The sequence below is a fragment of the Phenylobacterium montanum genome (genome assembly GCF_018135625.1).
In the GTDB taxonomy this organism is placed as follows: Bacteria; Pseudomonadota; Alphaproteobacteria; order Caulobacterales; family Caulobacteraceae; genus Poindextera; species Poindextera montana.
Map to the genome: position 1 here is coordinate 271,592 of NZ_CP073078.1, position 22,745 is coordinate 294,336.

Annotated in this window: 19 protein-coding genes; 2 read left to right on the top strand and 17 right to left on the bottom strand. The window is 68.1% G+C overall.

The window, feature by feature from the left end:
• The 3 genes from KCG34_RS01355 to KCG34_RS01365 form a co-directional block, all read right to left on the bottom strand.
• Positions 1-2,343 (bottom strand): family 20 glycosylhydrolase, encoded by a 2,343-nt coding sequence (locus KCG34_RS01355; RefSeq protein ID WP_211938616.1) that lies wholly within the window; start codon positions 2,341-2,343, stop codon positions 1-3.
• Complete coding sequence (gene nagA, locus KCG34_RS01360; RefSeq protein WP_211938617.1) at positions 2,336-3,490, bottom strand: N-acetylglucosamine-6-phosphate deacetylase; 1,155 nt, start codon at positions 3,488-3,490, stop codon at positions 2,336-2,338. Before nagA ends, KCG34_RS01355 begins: the two co-directional genes overlap by 8 nt.
• A 94-nt stretch (positions 3,491-3,584) precedes the next feature.
• Positions 3,585-4,331 carry a GntR family transcriptional regulator gene (locus tag KCG34_RS01365; protein WP_211938618.1) on the bottom strand — a complete coding sequence of 249 codons (747 nt, stop codon included), beginning with the start codon at positions 4,329-4,331 and terminating at the stop codon, positions 3,585-3,587.
• A 262-nt stretch (positions 4,332-4,593) separates the two neighbouring features.
• On the opposite strand from KCG34_RS01365, the gene KCG34_RS01370 reads away from it, so the two are divergent.
• Complete coding sequence (locus KCG34_RS01370; RefSeq protein ID WP_211938619.1) at positions 4,594-7,332, top strand: TonB-dependent receptor; 2,739 nt, start codon at positions 4,594-4,596, stop codon at positions 7,330-7,332.
• Between the two features lie 280 nt (positions 7,333-7,612).
• The gene (locus KCG34_RS01375; RefSeq protein WP_211938620.1) at positions 7,613-9,508 is read left to right on the top strand and encodes a tetratricopeptide repeat-containing sulfotransferase family protein; all 1,896 of its coding nucleotides are present in this window, start codon (positions 7,613-7,615) and stop codon (positions 9,506-9,508) included.
• Here the strand turns inward: KCG34_RS01375 and KCG34_RS01380 are convergent.
• The 14 genes from KCG34_RS01380 to cpaB form a co-directional block, all read right to left on the bottom strand.
• Positions 9,499-11,136: a tetratricopeptide repeat-containing sulfotransferase family protein gene (locus tag KCG34_RS01380; protein ID WP_211938621.1), complete on the bottom strand. Its 1,638-nt coding sequence runs from the start codon at positions 11,134-11,136 to the stop codon at positions 9,499-9,501. The two genes, KCG34_RS01375 and KCG34_RS01380, sit on opposite strands and share 10 nt — an antisense overlap.
• An 88-nt stretch (positions 11,137-11,224) precedes the next feature.
• Entirely contained in the window at positions 11,225-11,374 is a 150-nt protein-coding gene (locus KCG34_RS01385; protein ID WP_211938622.1) for a hypothetical protein, read from the bottom strand.
• Between the two features lie 83 nt (positions 11,375-11,457).
• Positions 11,458-11,943, bottom strand: coding sequence for a DUF3291 domain-containing protein (locus KCG34_RS01390; protein ID WP_211938623.1), 486 nt, complete (start codon positions 11,941-11,943; stop codon positions 11,458-11,460).
• A gap of 99 nt (positions 11,944-12,042) precedes the next feature.
• Positions 12,043-12,918 (bottom strand): CPBP family intramembrane glutamic endopeptidase, encoded by an 876-nt coding sequence (locus KCG34_RS01395; RefSeq protein WP_211938624.1) that lies wholly within the window; start codon positions 12,916-12,918, stop codon positions 12,043-12,045.
• Between the two features lie 43 nt (positions 12,919-12,961).
• Entirely contained in the window at positions 12,962-13,480 is a 519-nt protein-coding gene (locus KCG34_RS01400) for an A24 family peptidase (protein WP_211938625.1), read from the bottom strand.
• On the bottom strand, positions 13,467-14,351 hold the full coding sequence (locus KCG34_RS01405) for a tetratricopeptide repeat protein (protein ID WP_211938626.1): 885 nt from the start codon (positions 14,349-14,351) through the stop codon (positions 13,467-13,469). Before KCG34_RS01405 ends, KCG34_RS01400 begins: the two co-directional genes overlap by 14 nt.
• A 1-nt stretch (position 14,352) precedes the next feature.
• The gene (locus tag KCG34_RS01410) at positions 14,353-15,228 is read right to left on the bottom strand and encodes a LytR C-terminal domain-containing protein (RefSeq protein WP_211938627.1); all 876 of its coding nucleotides are present in this window, start codon (positions 15,226-15,228) and stop codon (positions 14,353-14,355) included.
• Positions 15,229-15,238: 10 nt separating this feature from the next.
• Entirely contained in the window at positions 15,239-16,219 is a 981-nt protein-coding gene (locus KCG34_RS01415; protein ID WP_211938628.1) for a type II secretion system F family protein, read from the bottom strand.
• A 10-nt stretch (positions 16,220-16,229) separates the two neighbouring features.
• On the bottom strand, positions 16,230-17,225 hold the full coding sequence (locus KCG34_RS01420; protein ID WP_211938629.1) for a type II secretion system F family protein: 996 nt from the start codon (positions 17,223-17,225) through the stop codon (positions 16,230-16,232).
• Between the two features lie 2 nt (positions 17,226-17,227).
• Positions 17,228-18,565, bottom strand: a complete 1,338-nt coding sequence (locus KCG34_RS01425; RefSeq protein WP_211938630.1) for a TadA family conjugal transfer-associated ATPase — start codon at positions 18,563-18,565, stop codon at positions 17,228-17,230.
• Positions 18,562-19,764, bottom strand: coding sequence for a CpaE/TadZ family protein (locus KCG34_RS01430; RefSeq protein ID WP_211938631.1), 1,203 nt, complete (start codon positions 19,762-19,764; stop codon positions 18,562-18,564). Before KCG34_RS01430 ends, KCG34_RS01425 begins: the two co-directional genes overlap by 4 nt.
• Positions 19,765-19,919: 155 nt before the next feature.
• Entirely contained in the window at positions 19,920-20,252 is a 333-nt protein-coding gene (locus tag KCG34_RS01435) for a hypothetical protein (RefSeq protein WP_211938632.1), read from the bottom strand.
• 10 nt (positions 20,253-20,262) lie between these two features.
• Positions 20,263-21,705 carry a type II and III secretion system protein family protein gene (locus tag KCG34_RS01440; RefSeq protein WP_211938633.1) on the bottom strand — a complete coding sequence of 481 codons (1,443 nt, stop codon included), beginning with the start codon at positions 21,703-21,705 and terminating at the stop codon, positions 20,263-20,265.
• 74 nt (positions 21,706-21,779) lie between these two features.
• Entirely contained in the window at positions 21,780-22,622 is an 843-nt protein-coding gene (gene cpaB / locus KCG34_RS01445; RefSeq protein WP_211938634.1) for a Flp pilus assembly protein CpaB, read from the bottom strand.
• Between the last annotated feature and the right edge of the window lie 123 nt (positions 22,623-22,745).

Genomic DNA, 22,745 nt, shown 5'->3' on the forward strand with positions numbered 1-22,745 from the left:
TCAGCTTCCAGCCTTGGCGCTCGCCGAGGCGGCGGGGACGAGCTGGACCCAGTCGATCACCGACATCGGGTCCAGAGACTTGGCGGTGAAGCTGAGGCAGAGGGCGTGGCGGCCGCTCAGCTTCGGCAGGTCGGCGCTGAGGGTGCTCAGCTCCACGCCCGGCCGGGCCGGCGGCAGGGGCAGAACCGCGATCGGCGGCGCATCGCATCTGTCCAGCCTCACCTCCAGTTCGCCGTTCGCCGTGGCCGGCGCGTGCAGGGGGATCTTGGCCCGATCCGCGCCGAGCTGGAAGTTGAACGGAACCTGGCCGACGCTGACCGTCAGCTTTGAGATCGCGCCGAGATCGACCTCGGGATAGATCCAGCAAGGATTGATCACGTCGACCATGAAGCGCGCCCTGGGGCCGCGCGGCGGGCCGTCGTCCTCCAGGTTCAGCACCAGCTTGCCGCTGCAGGACTGCAGTTGCTGGCTGGTACGGCGCAGCACCGACAGGGCGTCGAGCTTGGACTCAGCTGTGGGCGACACCTGGGCGCCGTCCGCGAAGGCTGCAGCCTTCAGCGTCGAGGGCAGGACCACGGTCAGCGGGCTGGCATAGGCCGGCGAGGAGGGCGACGGCGCGGAGCCGTCGGTGGTGTAGCGGATCTGGCCGAGGCCGAGCTGTGTGCTCAGCCGCACGCTCGCCTGGCCGACGGCGTCGCCGGGAGACTGGTCGACCGCGACCTCCAGCGCCGCAGGATCTGCGGGCAGGCCGAGGGCATGGTAGCGCTCGAACTGGACCGGCATCCTGGCGGCGAAGCCCAGCCAATCGCGGCGGCCCTGAGGCGACCAGCCGGCCTCGGCCACCGCGGCGGCGCGGGGAAAGGCCATGGCGGTCAGCCGGTCGTCGGTGCGGATATGCTCCGTCCACAGGTTGGCCTGCAGGCCCAGGATGTGCGCCCGCTGATCGTCGCTCAGCCCGGCCGGCGCCGGATCGAAGCCGTAGACGTCCTTCAGCGTCACCAGATAGCCGCGCCCGGGCGGCTCGTCGGGTCGGCGCGCCTGGGTGTTGTCGAAATAGAGCACCGGCGCCGGGCTGACGACCGCATCATGCCCGGCCTTGGCCGCCGTCACCGCGCCGTCTACCCCGTGCCAGGACATCACCGTCGCCGAGGCGGGCAGGGGGCCGCCCTCCAGGATTTCGTCCCAGCCGATCAGCCGCCGGCCATGGGCGACGATGAAGTCGTCCATGCGGTGGGTGAACCAGCTCTGCAGGGCGTCCTCGTCCTTCAGGCCCAGGGCCTTGATCCTGGCCTGGATCGCCGGATTGGCCTTCCACTGGTCCTTGACCGCCTCGTCGCCGCCCACGTGGATGAAGGGGCCAGGAAACAGGTCCATGACCTCGGTCAGGACATCGCCCAAAAAGCCGAAGGTCTTGTCGTCGACATTGTAGAGATAGGGGAACACCCCCGCGTCGCTCTGGATCGCCGCCGGCGCCGGCCCGTCCGAGCCGAGTTGCGGATAGGCCAGGATCGCCGACAGGGCGTGGCCGGGCATCTCGATCTCGGGCACGATCATCACATGGCGGGCCGCGGCGTAGGCGACGATCCGGCGAACCTGATCCTGGGTGTAGATCCCGCCGTACAGCCGCGGCTTGCCGGTGGCCGGGTCGATGTCGGCCTGGGCCGCAGCGCCCGCGGGCACGCGCCATCCGCCGACCTCGGTCAGCCGGGGATACTTCTTGATCTCCAGCCGCCATCCCTGGTCGTCGGTCAGGTGCCAGTGCAGCACGTTCAGCTTGTGCAGCGCCATCCAGTCGATCATGTGCTCGATCTCGGCGGGCGACTGGTAGTGGCGGGCCGAGTCGATCATCAGCCCGCGCCAGGAAAAGCGCGGGGCGTCGTGGATGCGTTGGGCCGGGATGCTTACCGGACCCTTGGCGGCGTCGGGCGTCATCAGCTGCCAGGTGGTGACCGCGCCGTAGAACAGCCCTGCGCCGCCGGCGGCGGATATGGTCACGCGGCCCTTCTCGACCCGGAGGTCGTAGGCCTCGGGGCCGCCGGCGACAGTGGGGTCGCGCCGGAAGACGACAGCGGGCGAGGCCCCCGCAGAGGCGACCCGCAGGCCCAGGCCACGGGTGCGTTCGGTCAGGTCGCGTAGATAGTCCGCGGCGGCGCGGGCGTCGGCGTCGCCGGCAGGAGTCTCGATTCGGGCGCCCTCGGCGATGGCCACGGGCGATGCTTGGTCGATGATCTCCTGGCTCGCCGGCAAGGGGACCAGGCTGGACGCAGGCGCAGCGCTGGCGGCTGAAGCCGACAGAGCCAGGATCGACGCGCCCAGAACCAGGGCCGTTCGCAACTCAGCCATGGGCGGCCGCCCCGGTATCCAGCCCGTCGATCCAGGTGTCGATCACGTTCAGGTCGTCGTCGGCCAGCACCAGGTCGGCGCGGTAGCCCGTGGCGATACGGCCCAACTCACCGCCCAGGCCCAGGAACTCGGCCGGGCTCTGGCTGGCCATGCGTACGGCGGTCGGCAGGTCGAGGCCCAGCATCCGCACAGCGTTGCGCACGGCGCTCGCCATGTCGAGATTGGAGCCGGCAAGGGTGCCGTGATCGTCGTAGCAGGCGCCGTTGCGGACGCTGATGTGCTTGCCTTGCAGCATGAAGCTGGCCTGGTCCGAGCCGACACAGGGCATGGCGTCGGTGACCAGCATGAACTTGGCGACCGGCCGGCAGCGCAGGGCCAGGCGCAGCACCACCGGATCGACGTGCTTGCCGTCGACCACGACGCCGGCCCAGGCCTCCTGGCTCTCCAGCGCCGCCCCGACCGCCCCCGGCTCGCGACTGGTCAGGGGCGACATGGCGTTGAACAGGTGGGTGAAGCCGGTCAGGCCGTGGGCCAGGGCGTTGCGCATCGTGGCGTAGGTGGCGTTGGTGTGACCGGCGGCCACGACCACGCCCGCGGCGGCCAGGCGCTGGATCATCTCCACCGGGCTGGCTTCGGGGGCCAGGGTGACCAGGGTGCGGCCGGCGCCCAGCGAGGTCAGGAGGGCGAAGGCGGCGTCATCCAGGCTGCGGAACTTGCTGGCGTCGTGGATGCCCTTGCGGCGCGCATTGAGGAACGGGCCTTCGATGTGCAGGCCCAGCACGCCGGGGGCGCGGGCGGCCAAGGCCTGGCGCGTGGCGCCGATGGCCTGCTCCACCGTGGAAAGGTCATCGCTGATCAGGGTCGGCAGGAAGCCGGTGGTGCCGAATCGCCGGTGCGCGGCGCCGATGCGGGCGATTCCTTCCGGCGTCGGCTGCTCGTTGAACAGCACCCCGCCGCCGCCATTGACCTGGGTGTCGATGAAGCCGGGCAGCAAAAGGCCGCCTGCGAGGTCGCGGGCCGGCGCGCCGGCGCCGACTTCAGCCTGGGGGCCGACGGCGGCGATTCGCCCGCCCTGCACGCGCACGGCCAGCCCGTCCTCGAGCCCGCGGTCGGTCAGGACCCGGCCGTTGATCAGGACGAACTCCATCAGGCGGTCTCTCTGGCAGGCGCGGGACGGGAAAGCATCGGCGGAGGGCCAGAAGGATGGGACGTACTCAGCGACATCGAACCGTTCGGCCTCCTCAAGCGCCTTGGGTGTTCAGCTCGGCCACGAAGTCGTAGGCGTCGCCGCGATAATAGGATTGGGTGAATTCCACCGGCCGGCCCTCGCGCACGAAGCCGCGCCGCTCGATGAACAGGCCCGGCGCTCCCTCGGCGACGCCCAGCAGCTTGGCCTTCTCGCCGGTGAAAAGCACCGCCCTCAGGCGCTGCAGGGCGCGCACCGGGCGCGAGCTGTGGATGTCGAGCGCGTCGTAGAGCGACTCGGTGACCGCGAATTCCGAGGGCAGGCAAGGGCCGGGCACGGTCGAATATTCCAGCGCCATGGGCTCGCCGTCGGCGAAGCGGATGCGGTTGAAGCGATAGACCGGCGATCCGGGGCCGATCCCCAGGGCCAGCGACTCTTCGGGATTGGCCGAGCCGGCGGCTCGGCTGAGCCAGGCGCTCTCGGGCTTGCGGCCGCGGCTGATCATGTCCTCCGAGAAGGACGTCAGCTTGGAGAAGCTCTTTTCCACGCGCGCGGCGACAAAGGTGCCGGCGCCCTGGCGGCGGGTCAGCATGCCTTCGCTGACCAGGGCGTCCAGCGCCTTGCGCACCGTGATTCGCGACACCCCCAGCTGTTCGGCCAGGATTCGCTCGGGCGGCAGGGCCTCCTCGGCGGCGAGCCGGTTGTCGGCGATGGCGTCCCGCAGGGCGCGGCGCAGCTGTTGATACAGGGGCGCGCGCCCCTGTTCGTCGAGCCTGCCGATGACATCGGAAATCGAAGCCAACTTCACCCCTCCCGCCGCGCGCCCGGTCTCGTTGGGCGGCGTGAAGCGTATCTGACACACAACAATACCATTTGCATATCAATTTTTGATTGGTGTGAGATTGGCATAGTTTTGGGCTTGCAATTTGTCTCAGTCTGGTGACAGTCTCGCTTCGCAAGGACCAAATGGTCGCATCTAGGCGCCATAACCGGTCCTACTGGTAATGAATTGGGCTTGAGGGAGCCGGCCGCCATTTGGTGGAGCCGCAGAGGGGGAGATACCCATGAATATTCGTAGGCGTGTGCTCATCGGATCGGCGAGCGCGGCCGCTATCATCTGCGCCGGGGCGCCCGCGTTCGCGGCGGCTGCGGCGACTTCGCCCATCGACGAAATCGTCGTCACCGGCATCCGCGAGTCGCTGCAGCGGGCGATCGAGGTCAAGAAGAACTCGGACAACCAGGTCGATGCGATCTCGGCCACCGACATCGGCAAACTGCCCGACAAGAACGTCGCCGACGCCCTGCAGCGCATTCCCGGCGTCAATATCTCGTCCGCCGCGAGCGGCGAGGGCGGCTTCGACGAAAACGACCGTGTCTCCATCCGCGGCACGCCGGCCAGCCTGACCAATGTCACGATCGACGGCCACGCTGTCGCGACCGGCGACTGGTTCATCCTCGACCAGTTCCAGACGGTCGGCCGCAGCACCAGCTTCGATCTGGTGCCGTCCGAAGTGGTTCAGGCGGTCGAGGTCTACAAGACCCAGAGCGCTGAACAGCTCGAGGGTGGCGTCGCCGGCGCGGTCGACGTCATCACCCGCAAGCCGCTCGACTTCCACAAGCCGTTCTCGGCCGAGCTTTCGGTGCAGGGCGCCTACAACACCATCTCCGGCGAGACCAAGCCCCAGGTGAACGGGCTGATCAACTGGAAGAACGACGCCGGCACCTTCGGGGTCTTGCTGCAGGGCTTCTACGAAGAACGCAGCGTCGAGCGTCATGGCCAGGAGACCCTGGGCTACATGACGATCGACAGCACCATGCTGGCCGGGGCGAACCACCCCGACCTGATCGGTGTGCAGGCGCCGACCCTGATCGGTTCGACCCTGTTCCGCCAGGAGAAGGAGCGTAAGGGCCTGGACGGCCACATTCAGTGGGCGCCGACCGACAAGTTCAGCCTCGATCTCAGCGGCTTCTACTCGAAGTTGGACGCCAGCAACCGCAACTACAACTACATGTATTGGGGCAGCCGTGAGCTGACCTACAACAACGGCGCCGGCAACCTGACCGGCAACTCGCCGACCAGCTATACGGTCGCCAACAACACCCTGGTCGCCGCTGCTTGGCCAGGCGTGAACAGTTTCGGCAAATCGGTCGAAGGCCTGGTGGTCGACAACATCATCCGCCCGCACGCCGGATCTGAGACCTACTACGTCAACCTCGACGGCAAGTATGCGGTCAACGACAAGCTGACCCTGAAAGGGCAGATCGGCTATACCGAAGGCCTCGGCGAGACGCCGCAGTCGCCGTCGTTCGAAGCGGACGGCGCCCCCGGGATTTCCTACGCCGCCTCCGGCAACGGCTGGGCGGTCAACCCGTCCATCGACCCGCAAAACCCCGCCGGCCTCGCCAATGACTGGGCCTGGAACGAGACCTTCCGGTCTCAGGACAAGGAAGTCTACGGCAAGGTCGACGCGGACTGGGAAGTCGCCCACGGGCCGTTCAAGGCGGTGCTGGCCGGCGTCCGCGCCGCCGAACACACCCGCCAGGTGGACGGTTGGGACCGCGGCTGCACCCTCGGGGCCAACGGCCAGTGCTGGTCTTCGCCGACCATGCCGTTCTCGGCGGTCAATCCGACCACCTATGGCCACGGCTACAGCGGGGGCGAACTGGGCATTCCCGGGCTGCTGATCCCGATCGCCGGTGATCCCGGAGCGGTCGAAAACGCGCTGAACAGCATCACGGACGGCGTGCACGGCCCGATCTCATCCATCCGGCAGGCGCAGAACTACTACTGGATGGGCAGCTTCAAGGTGCAGGAGCGGGACATCGCCGGCTACGCCATGGCGAAGGTCGGCGGCGAAGGCTGGCGCGGCAATGTGGGCGTCCGTATCGTCGACACAGAGGAAAACGCCTACGTCAACTCGCCCAGCCAACTCAGCGCTGGCGCGCCGCTGATCACGACCTCGGCCTACGGCAACTACTACCTCAACCACGTCCAGCACGACTATCTGGACATCCTGCCCAGCGTGAACTTCACCTTCGACCTGCGCAGCAACCTGCTGCTGCGCCTGTCGGCGGCGGAAACCATGTCCCGCCCGGACTACAGCGCGCTGGGCGGCACGGTTTCGCTCAACGACCTGACGCTGACGGGCAACGGCGGCAACGCCAACCTGAAGCCGATCAAGGCGGCCGTGTATGACGCGGCGTTGGAATGGTATTATCAACCGACCGCCGTCGCGGCCGTCAGCCTGTTCTACGACGATCTGTCGTCTTACGTGACCTTCGGCAATTCGACCGGCGTCTACATCGACCAACTGCTCACCGGTCACAACGGTCCGCCGGTCTATCGGTCCTACACCATCACGTCTCCCGCCAACACGACCGGCGAGGTCAAGGGGATCGAACTCCAGGTGCAGCAACCGCTGCCGATGGGCTTCGGCGTGCAGGCCAACTTCACCTATGTCGACGCCGAAGACGCCAAGGGCACGGCCTTGGTCGGCACCTCTCGCGTGACCTACAACCTCGTGGGCTACTACGAGAACAAGTGGATCAGCACCCGCCTGGCCTACACCTACCGTTCGCACTACTTCGTCGGCCTCGACCGTGGCGCCGAAGAGAACGAGGACGGCGTCGGCACGCTGGACGCCTCGGTGAACGTCAATGTCACGCCGAACGTGGCCCTGACCTTGGACGCCAAGAACATCACCGATCCGCTGCTCAAGTACTATGCCGCCAACAAGACCCAGCCGCGCGCCGTCTACGACAACGGCACCCAGCTGTTCTTCGGTCTGCGCGCGAAATTCTGAGGGCGCGCGAACGGCCCGCTTTCGGGGCCATGGGGGGCGAGATCCGGTCCGGGCGGGCCGGATCTCGATCCTCCGACACATCTCCTCGTGCCGAAATCCCCAAGGCACGGCAAACTGGCGGAGCGGTCGAACGCTCCGCCTTTTTCTTTGGCTATTCCCGCCGCCGGTTCGCAGCAGGACGGTCTGAATGACAGATGACTCGAGCAGTATCCGACGGGGGTTTGATCTGCTGGCGTCCGATCCCGCCGCCGCGGAACAGCTGGCGCGGAGCTTGCTCGCGATGGACCCCGAAGAGCCGCGGGCCGGCCTGCTGCTGGCCGCGGCCCTGCGCCGGCGGAGCGACCTGCCGGGCGCTCTGGTGCGGCTGGATCCGCTGGCGGTGCGGCTGCCGGATGACTGGGCGATTCAGGCCGAACGCGCGGAATGCCTGTTCGCTCTCGGGCGGACTGCTGAGGCCGAGCTGCGGTTTGTCCGCGCCCTGGCCTTGAACCCGGCGCTGACGGCCGCCTGGCGGCGCCTGGGCGACATCCGCCTCGTCTCCGACCGCTTCCTGGACGCGCGGGAGGCCTATGACCGCCACCTGGCCTCGATGATCCGCGATCCGAGGCTTCGGGTCGCGGCCGAGGCCCTGGCGGCGGATCGGCCGAATGACGCCCAGAGCTTGCTGCGCCCTCTGCTGCAGCGCGATCCGAATGGGCCGGCGGCTTTGCACCTGATGGCCGAATGCCTGCGGCGGCAGGGCCAGGGCCAGCCCGCCGCGCAGCTCCTGACCCGCGCCCTGAAGCAGGCGCCCGGCCTGCATCTGGCCAGGCAGGCCCTGGCCCTGGTGCTGTTCGGCGAGCGGCGCTTTCAGGAAGCCCTGGTCGAACTGGACATCCTGCTGGCGCAGGATGCGCACGATCATCGCAGCGCCATGATGAAGGCGGCGGCCTTGACGGAGCTCGACCAGCATGAGGCGGCGACGGACTTGATGGCCAGTCTGCTTCGCGTCTTTCCAGACCAGCCCCATCCCTGGCTGCTCTACGGCGCGGGCCTTCGCACCTCGGGGCGCACGCGGGAAGCCGTGGCGGCTTACGAGCGCTGCCTGGCCCTGGCTCCCGGCTGCGGCGAGGCCTGGTGGGGCCTGGCCAACCTCAAGACCCATCGCTTCGACGCCGCAGCGGTCCAGAGCATGGACAAACAGCTCTCACGGCCTGACATCGCCGCAGAACCCCGCAGCCAGATCCTGTTCAGCCTCGGGAAGGCCCTGGAGGACGAGCGTCATTACGCCGACGCCTTCGCCCGCTACGCCGAAGCCAACGCCCTGCAGCGCAGCCTGCGCCCGTATCTGCCGGAGGCGACCCGTTCATATGTACGCGTGGCCAAGAGGGCGTTCACGCCGCCTTTCTTCGAGGCCCGCTCCGGCTGGGGCGCGCAGGACCCGGCGCCGATCTTCATCATCGGCCTGCCGCGCTCGGGCTCCACCCTGGTGGAGCAGATCCTGGCCAGTCATCCGCAGGTCGAGGCTACGCGGGAACTCGGCGATATCCAGGGCCTTGCCGACTGGCTCGGGCGGGCGAGCCCAGGCGCCTATCCCAAGGTGCTGGAGACCCTGACGGCGAGCGAAGTCGAGGCGTTGGGTCGCGGCTACCTGGACAGCGCAGAGCCGCTTCGCCGGCTGGGGCGGGCGCATTTCATCGACAAGGCGCCTTGGAACTTCCTGCACATCGGCTTGATCCATATGGTCCTGCCTCAGGCCAGGATCGTGGACGTGCGTCGCCATCCGCTCAGCTGCGGCTTCTCCGTGTTCAAGCAGCATTTCGCCCACGGCTCGGACTTCTCCTACAGCCTCGCCGACATCGGCCGCTACTACGCCGACTATGTCGAGCTGATGGCCCACTATGACGCCGTGCTGCCGGGGCGGGTCCATCGGGTAGTCTACGAGCGGCTGGTCGCCGACACCGAGGCGGAGGTCAGGGCGTTGCTGGACGATCTCGGCCTGCCGTTCGAACCCGCCTGCCTTCGCTTCTTCGAAAATCCGCGGGCGGTCGCGACGCCGAGTTCCGAGCAGGTGCGCCGCCCTATCTTCAGCGACGCCGTCGACCAGTGGCGTCATTTCGAGCCCTGGCTGGGGCCTTTGAAAGACGCCCTGGGCGAGGTGCTGGACGCCTATCCCGAGCCGCCTGCCTATTCGTAGCCGAACCGCAAGACCCATGGCGCCAGGGGCGCCGCGACCGGCGCCAGCTCCCGCTCATAGGCGCGCCAGCGGCCGAGGCCGCGGCGGCTGAGGCCCGCGCGGACTTGGGTCGCGCTGGGCGTGCGCACCTGGCGGCGGGCGGCGGTGGCGGCGAAATCGGCCATGGCTGGCGTGACCTCGAGGCCCACGAAGGCCGCGACCTCGGCCAGCACGGTGTCGAAGTCCTCGACCAGGGCCTCGTGGCGCAGATCCAGCCAGGGCAGGGGCAGAAGGCGCCGATAGACCTCGGCCAGGCCCATACAGGCGTCGTAGCAGGCGGCGGTCTCCGTCAGCGTGGTGAAGGCGTACGTCATGGCGTTGAGCTGGAAATCCTGGCGCAGGCAGCTCAGCACCACGTCCCGCGGGTCGCGAATGGCGAACAGCGCCTTGGCCTGGGGGAACAGCTTGGCCACCAGCGGCAGGTACAGGGTTCCGGCCGGCGCCTTGTCGACGAAGATCTTGCCGGCGGGCTCGGCGCCCATGGCCCGGACCTCGGCCCAGTAGCGCGCCCGCCATAGCGCGGCGGCCTCGGCGTCCAGCGCGGCCAGGCGCTGAAGGCCAGCGTCGTCGACCATGAACTCGGCATAGTGGGCGGCCAGGGTCGGCGCCTCCTCCAGCGCCACCACGTCCGGATGCCCGGCCAGGACCTGCTCCAGAAGGGTGGTGCCCGAGCGCGGGAAGCCGACCAGGAACACGTGGCCGGCGGCTTCCGGCGCCCCGGCCGGCGGCGCCTGGCGCCACGCCGCGGCGTCGGCCTTGGCGAACCAGCTGGCCAGGCGCTTCAGCTTGGCGACCTCCGCCTCGCGCCCGGCGGCGCGCTCGGCGAACAGCTGGCGCTGGATCGCCTTGCCCTGCGCCGCGGCCTGGAAAGCCTCTGGGCAGCGGTCCAGGGCGTCCAGGGCCTGGCTCTGCATCAGCAGCGCCTCGGCCCGCTGTTCCGGGCTGAGCTCCCGGGTTTCGAGCAACTGGGCGATGGCGGCGCGTGCGGCCTGCGCCTCGCCTCGGCCCAGCGCGACCTTGGCCGACAGCCAGAGGGTCGGCGCCGCCTCGCCGGTGCTGGCGCGAAGGGCCTGGCGGGCGGCTTCAGCCTCGTCCCAGGCGCCCGCTTCGACCGCCAGGACCGCGACGCCCATGGCGGCCTCGGGCAGGCCGGGCCGGATGGCCAGTGCGCGGCGGAACAAGAGGGCGGCCTGGTCGACGCGGCTGAGGCTGCGCAGGATCTGCGCCCGGCCGCACAGCAGGGCCGGCTCGTCCGGCGCACGCTTCAGCGCCTCGGCGCTGGCTTCGAGCGCGGCCTCGGGCCGGCGCGCGGCGAACAGGCAGGCGGACAGCGCCGCCCAGCCGTTGGGATCATCGGGCGTCAGGCGCACGGCCCAGCGGAACAGGTGGATGGCTTCGTCGAACCGTCCGACCCGCTGGCGACGGGTTGCGGCGAGGCGCAGGGGCAGGGGATGGATCAGCCCGTCGGCCAGGGCCGCCTCGGCCTGGTCGATGGCGTCCTCATGCCGGCCGGCGCGCAGGGTCTCGGCGAGGCGCGCGAGGGTCGCCTGGTCCTTCTGGACATCCCGGGGTGGGACTTGGGGAGTCATCGAACGATCCGCGCTGAACTGCGGCGGCAGCCTACAGGCTTGGCCGAGGGCGGACCATGCCCGGCGTTGAATCGCCGGACAGCGGCTGTCAGCCGAAGAGGCCCAACGCCAGGGCCCCGCCAAATCCGGTCAGGCCGACGAGCACGCCCACGACCACCATGGCCAGCTTCGATTCAGCGAAGCTGGGGCGCGGGACGACGATCTCCTCATATTCGATCGGGGCTGGAAGGCGGTTCATCTCACTGATCCCAAAACGAGACTGACCAGGTCAGTCGCCCCGGGACTTGCAAGGCCAGGGCCAGGCAGGCCCGCGATGCTGTTTCAGGCGCACTCGTCCAGCACGGGTTCGACGGCCTTACCCTCGCCCGGCGGCGGGAAAGGCGTCTTGAAGGTGAAGGCTTCCGGCGATGGACCCAGGCGGCGCAGGGTCTCCAGCCGCGCTATGGCCTCCTGCGGCGTCGGGACATGGCCGGCCGGAACCCACCACAGGACCATGTAGAGTTCCATCCTGTGGAACCACTCGGCCCGGCGGCGCATCACGTCGCGGTGGTCGGTGCGATAGACGAAGGCGGCCAGAGATTCGAGATCGGTCCAGACCGACATGTTGAGCAGGGTCATGGGGTCGTCGAAGAATTTGAGGTCGGTGGCGTTGTCGGCCTCGCCGACCAGGCGCCAGACGAAGCCCGGCTGGTTGTCGGCCAGGGCGTTGATCCGCTCCAGATTCTCCGCAAACCCAGCCGTCTCGGGCGCATCCATCGGCGCCTTGAGGGTCCCGATATTGATCTGGGCCAGATGGTAGGCGGTCATGCGCGGTCTCTCCCTGGAGGCGGCCTGCGCTTCGGGGGCGAGCACTGGCTTCGCCGCCTGATATGGAGGCGATGATGCCGCCGCCAAGGCCGCTGACGGTCAATCGAACGCAGAGACCATCTCTGGCTGCGGGGGACCGACGATCCGACCCCTCCAGACCAGGGCCGCGACCAGTCCCAGCATGGCGGTGGCGACCAGGACATCGAGCCACATCAGATGCGGCGTGGCCTGGGTGAAGAGGCCCGGGCTGCCGTGGAAGACGTCGCCGCCCGAGACCACCACCACGGCGCCATAGAGATTGTTGACCAGGTGGATGCCCCAGCCGAAGGCGAGACCGCCCGTGCGAATGGCGATCAAGGCCAGGACGACGCCGAAGATCACCGCATTGGCGGCCTCTGGCCAGCCGTTGGGGATGTGCACCGAGCCGAACACAAGCCCGCTCAGGATCGCCGTCACGACCGGCCGGCGCGTCGCCAGCAGCAAGGCCTGGGTTACGTATCCGCGGAAGACGAACTCTTCGGCGAAGGTCTGCACCATGAGCGCCGGGACGGCGGCGGCGGCCAGCATCGGCGTCTGGCTGTTGGCGGTGATGGAAAAGCCGCGCGGGGCGACCACGAAGTCGATCAGGCTTCCCGTCAGCAGCAGCAGGCCCCAGAGGCCGAACCCTCTGGCCCAGGCGCTCCAGCGCCAGTCGCCGACAAGGTCGCCGATACTCTTCCGGTGCAGCAGCCAGGCGGCGCTGGCGAAGCCGGCGAGGAAGGCGGCGAAGGTGGCGCCGGTGAAGGCGAAGAAAGCGCCGGGGTTGGTCGGATGCTGCGCCTGCTGGGTGAAGTCCGGCGGCAGAAGGTGAGCCAGGGTCAGCGGCAGCAGCACAATCACGCCGATCACTACGCTGAGCAACATGGCCAGCGGCACGGCGACTAGGTAACGCCAGACGGCGTTCTTTCCTCGGGCGGCGTAGGTCGAAAAGCTCATGATCGCGCAAGACCACAATCTGTGGAGGATGTCGAGGCGCGGCCTATCCCAGGACCGCAAGGGCGTTGGGGCTGACGACGCCCAAAAGGGCGCCCCAGATCACGGCCGCGCCGCCCATGGCGATGGCGACGCCATAGGGAACCCCACGCCCGAAATCGCCCTTGCCCTTCAGCGTCAGCATCACGGCCGCACGCTGCGGGCGGGCGATGATCGAGCCCACGACGATCAGGCCGCCGCTCAGCGCGGTGGCGAGGGCGAACAGGGGCAGGTAGCTCAGGCCGGTGAAGAGGGCGGTCGCCGCGAACAACTTCACGTCCCCGGCGCCCATGATGTTGAAGGCGTAAAGGCCGAAGCCGGCCACGAGGCCGATGCCGCCCGCCGCCAGGGCGGAGCCGAGGCCGGCGCCCGAGCCGATCACCGTCCAGACCCCGTAGAGCGCCATGACGAGCAGGACGGCGGCGTTGGGAATACGCCGGGCAATGATGTCGCTCACCGCGGCCCAGACCAGGATCGCGGTCAGTCCTGCAGCCGCGGCGATGTGGGGGAAATCAGGGTGCGGCATGCGCCTGCTGGGCTTGCGCCGGGCCGGCGAGGGCTTGAACGATCTTCAGATTCTCAGATGCGCGCTCATAGTATTCGCTCTTGGTGGCGATGGCGCGGTTCAGAAGGTCCAGGGCTGTGTGGTAGTCGCCCCGCATGGCGGCCGCGAAGCCGGCGTTGTTGAGCAGGGCCGCCTTATCGCCGGGGGAGCCGCCGGCAAGGGCGCCGTCATAGTCGCCGCCCATGGCCAGGGCGAGGCGCAGATTGGTCCGCGCCTCGGCCAAGTCCGGCTTCTTGCGCAGGGCGGCCACAAGGTCTGCGACCGCCTCCTCCCTGCGCCGTTGCAGCAATCGGGAATAGCCTCGGTTGTTGAGCACGATGGCGGCGCCGCCCGAAGCGGTGAGGGCGGTCTGATAGGCCGCTTCGGCCTGGCCCCATTGCCCGCGGGCGTCGTATTCGCTTCCCAGCGCGTTCCAGGCCCGCCAGGCTGTCGGGTCTTTGGCGACGGCCGATTGCAGGATGGGCAGGGCCTTTTCCGACGCGCCGGTCAGAGACAGGACCAGACCCTCGCCCTGTAGCCCGCGGGCCGCCGTAACCGGCGAATTGGCCGCCTGGGTGAAATCTCCAAGCGCGTCGCTGAGCCGTCCGCGTTGCAGTTCGAGTTCGCCGTCGAGCAGGATCAGCCGCGGGTCGTCGGCCCCGGCCAGTGCGGCGTCGTCGAGCAGGCGTCCGGCGTCCATGAGGCGCTGTTCGTCCAGCGCCCGCTGGATTTCGGCGACCGCCCGGTCGAGCGTCGCCGCCGCCGGCTTTGGTTTGTGAGCAGCGCTGTCCGCGAGAACCGGGGATGCCGAAAGCGCCAGCGCCAGGCCGGCGGCGAACATGGACAGACGCATGTCAGCGCCCTTTCAGGGTCAGGGGCGCGTTCGGCTTCGCCGGAGCAGGCTTAGCGTCTTGGCCCAGCACCAGTTCGAACTGATCACAGGTGGCGCCGCAATCGATCAATTGCGCGCCGTTCGGAAGCGTGCGGGCCAGGGCGTGTGCGGCCTGGGCGCGGTCTGAACGGTAGCGGATAGTGGTGCGTGCGACGGGCGCCGTGCGGGGCATGGCGCTGGCCGGGGTGGTCCAACCCAGGTCCGACAGGCGGCCGCGTACGCTCTCGCCGCCATCCTTTCGGCCTGACGCATCGGCGATCGTAAGGCGGGGGAGGGCGGCCAAGGTCACAGCCGAGGCCTGCGCCTGTGTTTGCACCTGCGCGAAGCCCAGACGCACAACCACGGGCCGGGCAGGCTCTTCAACTGGCAGGGAAGCGTTGGCGAAGGTGACCGGCCGCGTGGTGGCAGCCGGCGCGGACGCCAGGGCCGGCGCCGGCGCAGCCATCCTGCCCTGCATGACCGCGGAATAGGCGAGGTTATTGGCGAGAATGGTCGAGGACGGGTCCAGGGCGCGCGCCTGGGCGTAGTAGCGCTGGCTGAGGTCGAAGCGGCCCAACTTGTCATAGACCACGCCGAACGCATTCAGCACCCGGACGTCGTCGGACTTCCCCTCCTGGGCGGTCTGCAGCAGGTCCAGGGCCGCCGCGTAATCGCGGCGCTCGATCGCCGACCGGGCGGCGGCGTAGTAGCCATCGTGATGGTCGATCAGGTGGTCCTTTGTCGGAACCGCCGGCCGGATCGGCGCCCAGGACGCGAAGTGCGGAAAATGGGCGCACCCGCCGAGGCTGACCATCAGCAGCAGAGGCGCTGCGACGCGAACCGTGCGGAACCTGGCCATGAGGGCCTCCTCAGCGGCGCGCCGGCGCTTGCGCGGCCGGCGGCGGGTTTTCGCCTTTCAGCGCCGGCGTCAGGGTCCTGACGACGTCGATGGCGGGCGGCAGCAACAGGGCGACAATAATGACCGGCATGAAGCAGGCCACGATCGGGACCGTCATCAACACCGGGATGCGCATCGCCTTTTCCTCGGCCTTGAGGAAGCGGGCTTCACGCATCTCGACGGAGTAGGTGCGAAGGCTCTGGGCGACGCTGACGCCCAGGGTGTCGCTCTGGATCAGCAGGGCCACGAACGAGGAGACGTTGCTGACGTCGACCCGGTCGGCCATCGCCCTCAAGGCGTCCGCCCGGCTCTTGCCGGCGCTGAGCTCGTCGGCCAGCGCGCCGAATTCACGAGCGATTCTAGGGTGGGACTCGCTGACCTCACCGGCCACCCGGATGAAGGCCGCCTCCAGGCCCAGGCCAGCCTCGACGCACACCACCAGAAGGTCGAGCGCGTCGGGAAATTCGTTTTCCATCTCGGCCCTGCGGCTGCTGGCTCGGGCGGAGACATAGAGACCGGGCATGACCAGACCGAGCATGCAGAGCACGACCGGCACTACGATAGCCTGCATGCCCGCCAAAGGTCGGCCGGTCAGGCCAAGAAGCGTCATCAGCCCGATCGGCATGCCGAGGGCCAGGCCGAAGCGGCAGATGGTGTACCAGATGGGCGCCGCCGGGTCGTTAAAGCCCGCAAGGGACAGATTTCGCCGCAGCTTACTGCTCTCGGCCTCGTCCTTGGATGCGGTGGCGGACTGGACCCACAGCAGGAAGCGGTTGCTGACGGTCTGGTTCTTGATCACCGAAGAGGCGGTGGGCGTCACCACCGCCACGTCCTGGCCGATCCGGCGACGGACCGCCAGGAAGCCGCCCAGCGATCGCTCGGCCAGCAACGCCCCGGCGAACACGGCCGCGAAGACCAGAATTTCGATCAGGAGGTCGAGAAGATTGGTCATCGGCTCGTCCTCAATATTTGAAGTTGATGATGCGATGGACCATCATCCAGCCGAACATGTAGGCGATCGCCGTCGCGGCCACGACCGGCCAGAAGATCGGGTCAGAGAACTTTTCGGAATAGACCTTCGGGTGGGCCATGAGCTGGACGCCGATGACGAAGATCGGCAGCACGCTCAGCAATATGGCAGAGGCGCGGCCTTCGCTGGCCAGGGCCTTCACCCGCATGGTCAGGGTGTGGCGTCCGCGCATAACCGAGGCCAGGCCCTCGAGGATCTCGGCGAGATTGCCGCCGGTTTCCGACTGAATACTCACGCAGACGGCGAAGAAATGGCCGTCCGAGGATCCGGTGCGCCGGGCGAAATTCGCCAGGGCGTCCTTGAATTCGACGCCATAGGTGGTCTCGTCGACGATCAGGCCGAATTCGGAGCCGACCGGGTCGCCAAGCTCCTCGGAAGCGAGATGTACTGCGGAGATCACCGGGTGACCGGCCCTGACCGCCCGGTTGACGATGTCGAGGGCGCTGGGCAGCTGCATTTCCAGTTTCTTGATGCGGCCAGCGCGCCGGGCGCTGACCCACATCCAGACGCCGGCGGCCGAAACGACGCAGGCCCCTACGAGCGAGATGCTGCCGTTGAGGATGAAGCCGGACAAGGTGCCGCCGCCAGCGAAGCTCAGCGAGAGCAGCCACAGGACGGCGGCGATGCCGCCGGCGATCGCCAGCACCTGCACGGGGGTCATCGAAAGGCCCGCCTGCATCAGATAGGTCTCTGCCTGTTCGTAGAACTGGCCCAGGCGCTCGCCGGCCATCCTGGCGGTCGGCGCCTTGCGCACGAGGGCGGCATAGACCTGATCGTGGGTCATGCCCGCGTCGAGCATGGTCAGACGACGATTGACCCGTTGCTGGCGATCCCTGGCCGACAGCAGCAGGCCGCCGACGGTCTGGGCGAAGATGACCACCGCCACCAGGGTCAGGACGTAGATGAGGGGTCGCAGGGCGTCCAACATGATCAGCTCGATCGGCGGCCAGCGGTGTAGGTGATGTCGGGAACGGCGATACCGCGCGCGGCCAGGTTGTCGAGGAAGCGCGGCCGGACTCCGGTGGTCTCAAACTGTCCAACCACCTCCCCGCCGTTGGCGGCGCGCCCGGTGCGGCGGAAGCGGAAGATCTCCTGGATGGTGATGACATCCTCTTCCATGCCGACGACCTCGGTGATCGACACGACCCGTCGGCGGCCGTCTTCCATCCGTTCGGCCTGGATGATGATGTTGATGGCCGAGGCGATCTGCTGGCGCACCGAGCGGGGCGAAATTTCCAGACCGGCCATGCCGATCATCTGCTCGATGCGCGCGAGGGCGTCCCGGGCGGTGTTGGCGTGCACGGTGGTCATCGAACCGTCGTGGCCGGTGTTCATGGCCTGCAGCATGTCGAAGGCTTCGCCGGACCTGACTTCGCCGACGATGATGCGGTCCGGGCGCATGCGCAGGGCGTTGCGCACCAGGTCGCGCTGCACCACTTCGCCCTTGCCCTCGATGTTCGGCGGCCGGGTTTCGAGGCGACCGACGTGCGGCTGTTGCAACTGAAGTTCGGCCGAGTCCTCGATCGTGACCACGCGTTCGTGGTGATCGATGTAGGCGGAGAGGGCGTTCAGCAGCGTGGTCTTGCCCGAGCCGGTGCCGCCCGAGATGAGGATGTTGCGCCGCGCCTTGACCATGGCTTCGAACAGGCCAGCCATCTCCTTTGTGACGCTGCCCAGCTCGATCAGCCGCCCGACGTGAATCGGCACGGCGGAGAACTTGCGGATCGACACCAGCGGGCCGTCGATCGCCAGCGGCGGGATGATCGCGTTGACCCGGCTGCCGTCCGCGAGGCGGGCGTCGACCATGGGCTGGGATTCGTCCACGCGCCGGCCGACCGCCGCCACGATCTTGTTGATGATCCGCACCAGGTGCTTGGTGTCCTGGAACTGGACGTTGGTTTTTTCCAGGATGCCCTGACGCTCGACATAGACGGTCGTGTGGGTGTTGATCAGGATGTCGTTGACCGTCTCGTCCTTCAGCAGGGGCTCGAGCGGCCCAAGGCCGAGGAGTTCGTCAAGCACGTCCTCGATCAGGCGGTCGGTCTGGCTGAGGCTGAGAATCCGCTTTTCGTCGGCCAGCAGCGCGCTGACCGTGCCGCGGATCTCTAGGCGCAGGGTGTCGCGCGGGGTCTTGTCCAGCAGGCTCAGGTTCAGAAGCTCGATCAAGCGCTGATGAATCCGCACTTTCAGCGCGGTGGCGCCTTCGATCGGCGCGACGGTCGGCGCCGACACGCCGCCTTCAGGGGCTTTCCAAAGCACGCCACTCATGACTTGGCTCGCGTAAGAGCGCCCGCGGCCACCATGGACGCGAACTCGGCGACCGCTTTTTCCAGTTTCGTTCCCCGGCGCACGGCGGTCAATTCGACACCCTGGTTGATGGTCGCGGTCATCAGCTTGCGGTCTTCCGGGATCACCATGTCGAAGCTGCGGCCCAAGGCTTTTTCCGCGGACTTGAGGGTGACCGCGGCCGACTGTTCCGGCGACAGGCTGTTGCAGACCAGGATCAGCGGCTTGGAGTCCAGTTGCTGAGATATCAGGATCCTGAGCTGCCGCTTGACCTGCTGGATGTGCGGCACCGACAGCTGGGTGACCAGCACGATCCGGTCGGCTTGCTGCACGATTTGATTGGTCCAGGCGGTCCACACGCTGGGCAGATCCACCAGGGTCAGGGCGAAATCGCGCCGCAGGCCGGTCATCAGGCTGTCCGCCTGGTCCGGGCCCATGGTTTCGAGGGGAATGATCTCCCGCGGCGCGGACAGAAGTTGCACGCCGGTCCGATGGGCGCCGAGGGCCGTTGCGTAGGGCGTTTCGGCCAGGCCGGGGCCGGCGGCTAGGCAGTCGGTCACCGACACCGCCTCGGGCATGTCGAGATAGAGGCCGGCTGAGCCGAATTGCAGATCGAGGTCGGCGATGCAGACCCGCCCCTGGCCTTTCGCAGCGAGCATGGCGCCGGTCTGGACGCAGAGGGATGTGGCGCCGACGCCGCCGCCGGCCTTCAGGAACGCGACCACCTCACCCTTGCGGCGACGGCCGGCCGCTGCCGCAGCCCCGCCGAGCAGGCGCTCGAGGGCGATGGCCAGGGTCGGCTCGCTGAGCGGGGCTGGCAGCACGTCCGCGGCGCCCGCGCGCAAGAGCTGGCGGGTGACCATCACGTCGGCGTCGCGCAGCACGATCACGATCTGGGTCGAGCCGTGATCTGTGGCCAGGCGGCGAAGCGCGGTGTCGATCTCGTCGGCGCGGCCTGCGTCGACGGCGACGATCAGGATATCGAGATGAGCGTCGGTCCGGTCCGGCCAGACGGGTCCGGCGGATGCGAACTGCACGTGCGGGAACAGGGCCGCGATGGAGGCGAACCTTGCCTCGCCGCCGATCGCGCCCTCCACGATGGCCACCTTGGCCGCGTGTGGGCCGGCGGTCCCAGCGCGGCCCGAGCCGGATGTACGAAACAGTCTGGGCAGATCAACCATCGCGGCGGGTTCCCGTCAGCGCTCCCTTGTTCCAGCGCCTCGGCCCCGGAACAGCCTGGCATTCGTCCAGCAAGTTCCAGGCCAGATCAGCGGGCCGGCCCCGTCCCGACAGGGCCGTAAAACGCCCGGTCTGGGTGGCGCGGCCGGCTTGCATCCTACGGCCCTCCCAGGCTCGACCCGCCGCTGTCGCCACCTCCACTGCCGCCGCTCGAACTCTGCCCGACGCCAGACTTGGCGCCGAATTCAGAGGCCTGTGCATTGGACTGCACGGGCTTGTCGGCCTTGTAACGGGTTTGGGCGAGGTTGGCGCGCATGCCGTCCGCGGGCGGCGGCGGACCATAGGTAGCCTGCGGGTCAGCGATCTGGGCCACCACGTCCTGACGGACCGCCACGCCGAGATCGGGGCTCAAGGTTTTCTGACTCTGAAACCAGCCGGCGATGCCGCAAGCCAGCAGGCTCGTTGTCACAATCGTCCTGATCGGGGTCATCACAATCTCCCTAGTAGAGGACATGGCCGTGGGGGCCATCGACGCCGGCCTTGGTCGGGTCGGCCGAAAGCAGCGCGCGCTCTTCCGGCTTGACCGTGTTGGCCGAGGCCTGTTGCTGGCCGAACAGGAAAAGCTCGAAGTCGGACGGCGGTACGAAGCTCTGCTCGGGCGTGGCGATGTGGCCGCGACGCCCCGTCACCAAGTGCGGAGTGACCACCACCACCAACTCGGTCTCGTCCCGCTTGTAGCCGTTGGAGCGGAACAGGGCCCCCAGCACCGGCACGTCCCCGACGAACGGAAACTGGCGGATCTGGGTCTGGTAGTTCTCAGCCAGCAGGCCGGCGATGGTGAAGGATTCGCCGTCGCGCAGCTCGACCGTCGTGTGGGCCCGGTCAACCTTGATGCCGGGGATCTGGATCGGACCGACGACGATCGAAGTCGAGGGGTCGATGGCGGATACTTCGGGGCTGACCACCAAGTTGATCATGCCGTCGGACAGGATCGTCGGGGTGAACGACAGGGCCACGCCGAACGGCTTATACTGGACAGTGATTGTCGAGGAGCAATTGTTGGATCCGGGCAAGCAGGTGCCGTTCTGCGCCACCGGGATTGGGAATTCGCCGCCGGCGAGGAAGCTGGCGGTGTCGCCCGACATGGCGACCAGATCCGGCTCAGCCAGTGTCTTGACCAGGCCCTTGTTCTCCAGGGCGTCGAAGATCACGTTCAGCCCGCCTTGGCCGCGGCCGATCCGGGCAGCCATGGGGCCGAACAAATTGTTCAGGATGTTGGTGTTGCCGTTGATCGTGTCGCCGGTTCCGATGGAGAAGGCTGGGCTATGGCCGACAGCCTGGGCCGCCGACTCGACATTGACCTGCAGGTCCTTGGCCATGGTGCGCTTCATCTCGACGAAGCGGACCGAGAGCATGACCTGCTGGGTGCCCTCGACCCCCAGGAGATTGACTACCTTCTGCGGGGCGTAGGACTCTGCGAGAAGGGCGGCCTGGGCCGCCGCGGCGGGGCTGGAAACCACGCCGGCGAGGACGATCGACTGGTTGGCGGAACGCACCGAGATCGAATGCTCGTTCGGCAGCAATTCGTGCAGCCGGTTCTTCAGGCTACCGACATCGCTGTCGACCACCACATTGGCCGAGGCGATCAGCCGCTTGCCCGGACCGTAGACGGTGAGGGCGGTCGAGCCCATCGCCTTGCCGACAACATAGATCGAATGGTTGCTGAGTGGGACCACGTCGGCGATCTTGGGATCGGCGATCATGGCGTCCACATAGGGGCCGGGCAGCTCGATGACCTGGGACTTGCCAGCCGAAACGCTCACCTCCGCCGGTGACGCCGCATCGGCGCCCGTCTGGGCCAGGGCCGGGCCTGCGGCGCCCAGCGCCAGGCCAATGGCCAGGGCTGCGCCCGCAAATCTCTGATGGATGATGTGGCTGATCATCTCGCTCCCCCTCAATCCGCCGTGCTTTGAAGCCGGCTGATCTTGATTGTCGTCGTACTTGCCCCCGCCCAACGCTAGTTCACCCCGACGGAATAGGCGGTAGAGTCGACGCCGCGGACAACATGGACTTCGGTCAGGCCCAAGGGCGGGCCGGCCTTACGGATACGATGCGCGGGCGCGGCGTGATGTTCGCCTGTTTCGCCCAGGTCGGAAACGGTGGTCACGTGGTGCTGCACCGGCGCGCCGTCGGTCACTTGCCGCAGGTCCAGGCTGACCTGGCCGACCGAACTGGCCAGCGAAATCCGCTGCGCCTGGTCCGGCGTGACCTCGACAGTGACCGACTTGGTCACCACCGGCTTGTCGCTGGCCTGGTCTGCGGTCTGGTCGACGCCCAGCACCAGGGCGTTCTCCGCCAGGACCTGGGTGATGCTCGAAGCCTTGTCGCCCGTACCTGCGGTGCGCGTCACCAGGATGTCGACCCGGTCGCCGGGCAGGACGAAGCCGCCGACGCCGGTGACGTCGTTCGAGCGCAGGCTGACCGCCCGCATGCCGGGCGAGATCGTGCCGGACAGATTAACCTTGGCGCCGGCGCCCGTGAGCTTGCTCGCCAGCACCGGCTCGTTGGCCCCCATGGCCCGGAGCGCCGTGCGTGGCGTGGCGGTCTTGCCGACCAGCTGGTCGAGGGATTGGAAGGCGCCTTCCGGCACCGCGTCTGCGGGATAGTTGACCACCCTCAGCAGGGTCGGGTTCAGGGCGACGCCGCGATCGATCGGCTTGGTCGCCACCACGACCGGCGCTGTGCCGGCGCCGCCGCTCTGGCCGCCTTTTTGTGAGGTCAGCACCCCGCGGACCATCAGGACCGCTATCAGGCCGAGGAAGATCGCGATTGCGAAGGAGGCGATCGTGCGAAGGGACATCGCGGGCCGTCCGTTCTGCTGAAGGGCTCGAATCGAGCCGCAGCTCAAACTGTTGTTAACGCGCTACGGTAGTATTCAGGCGGTAGTGATAAACAATTCCTGAAGAGAGGCCGGTCGCCCGGC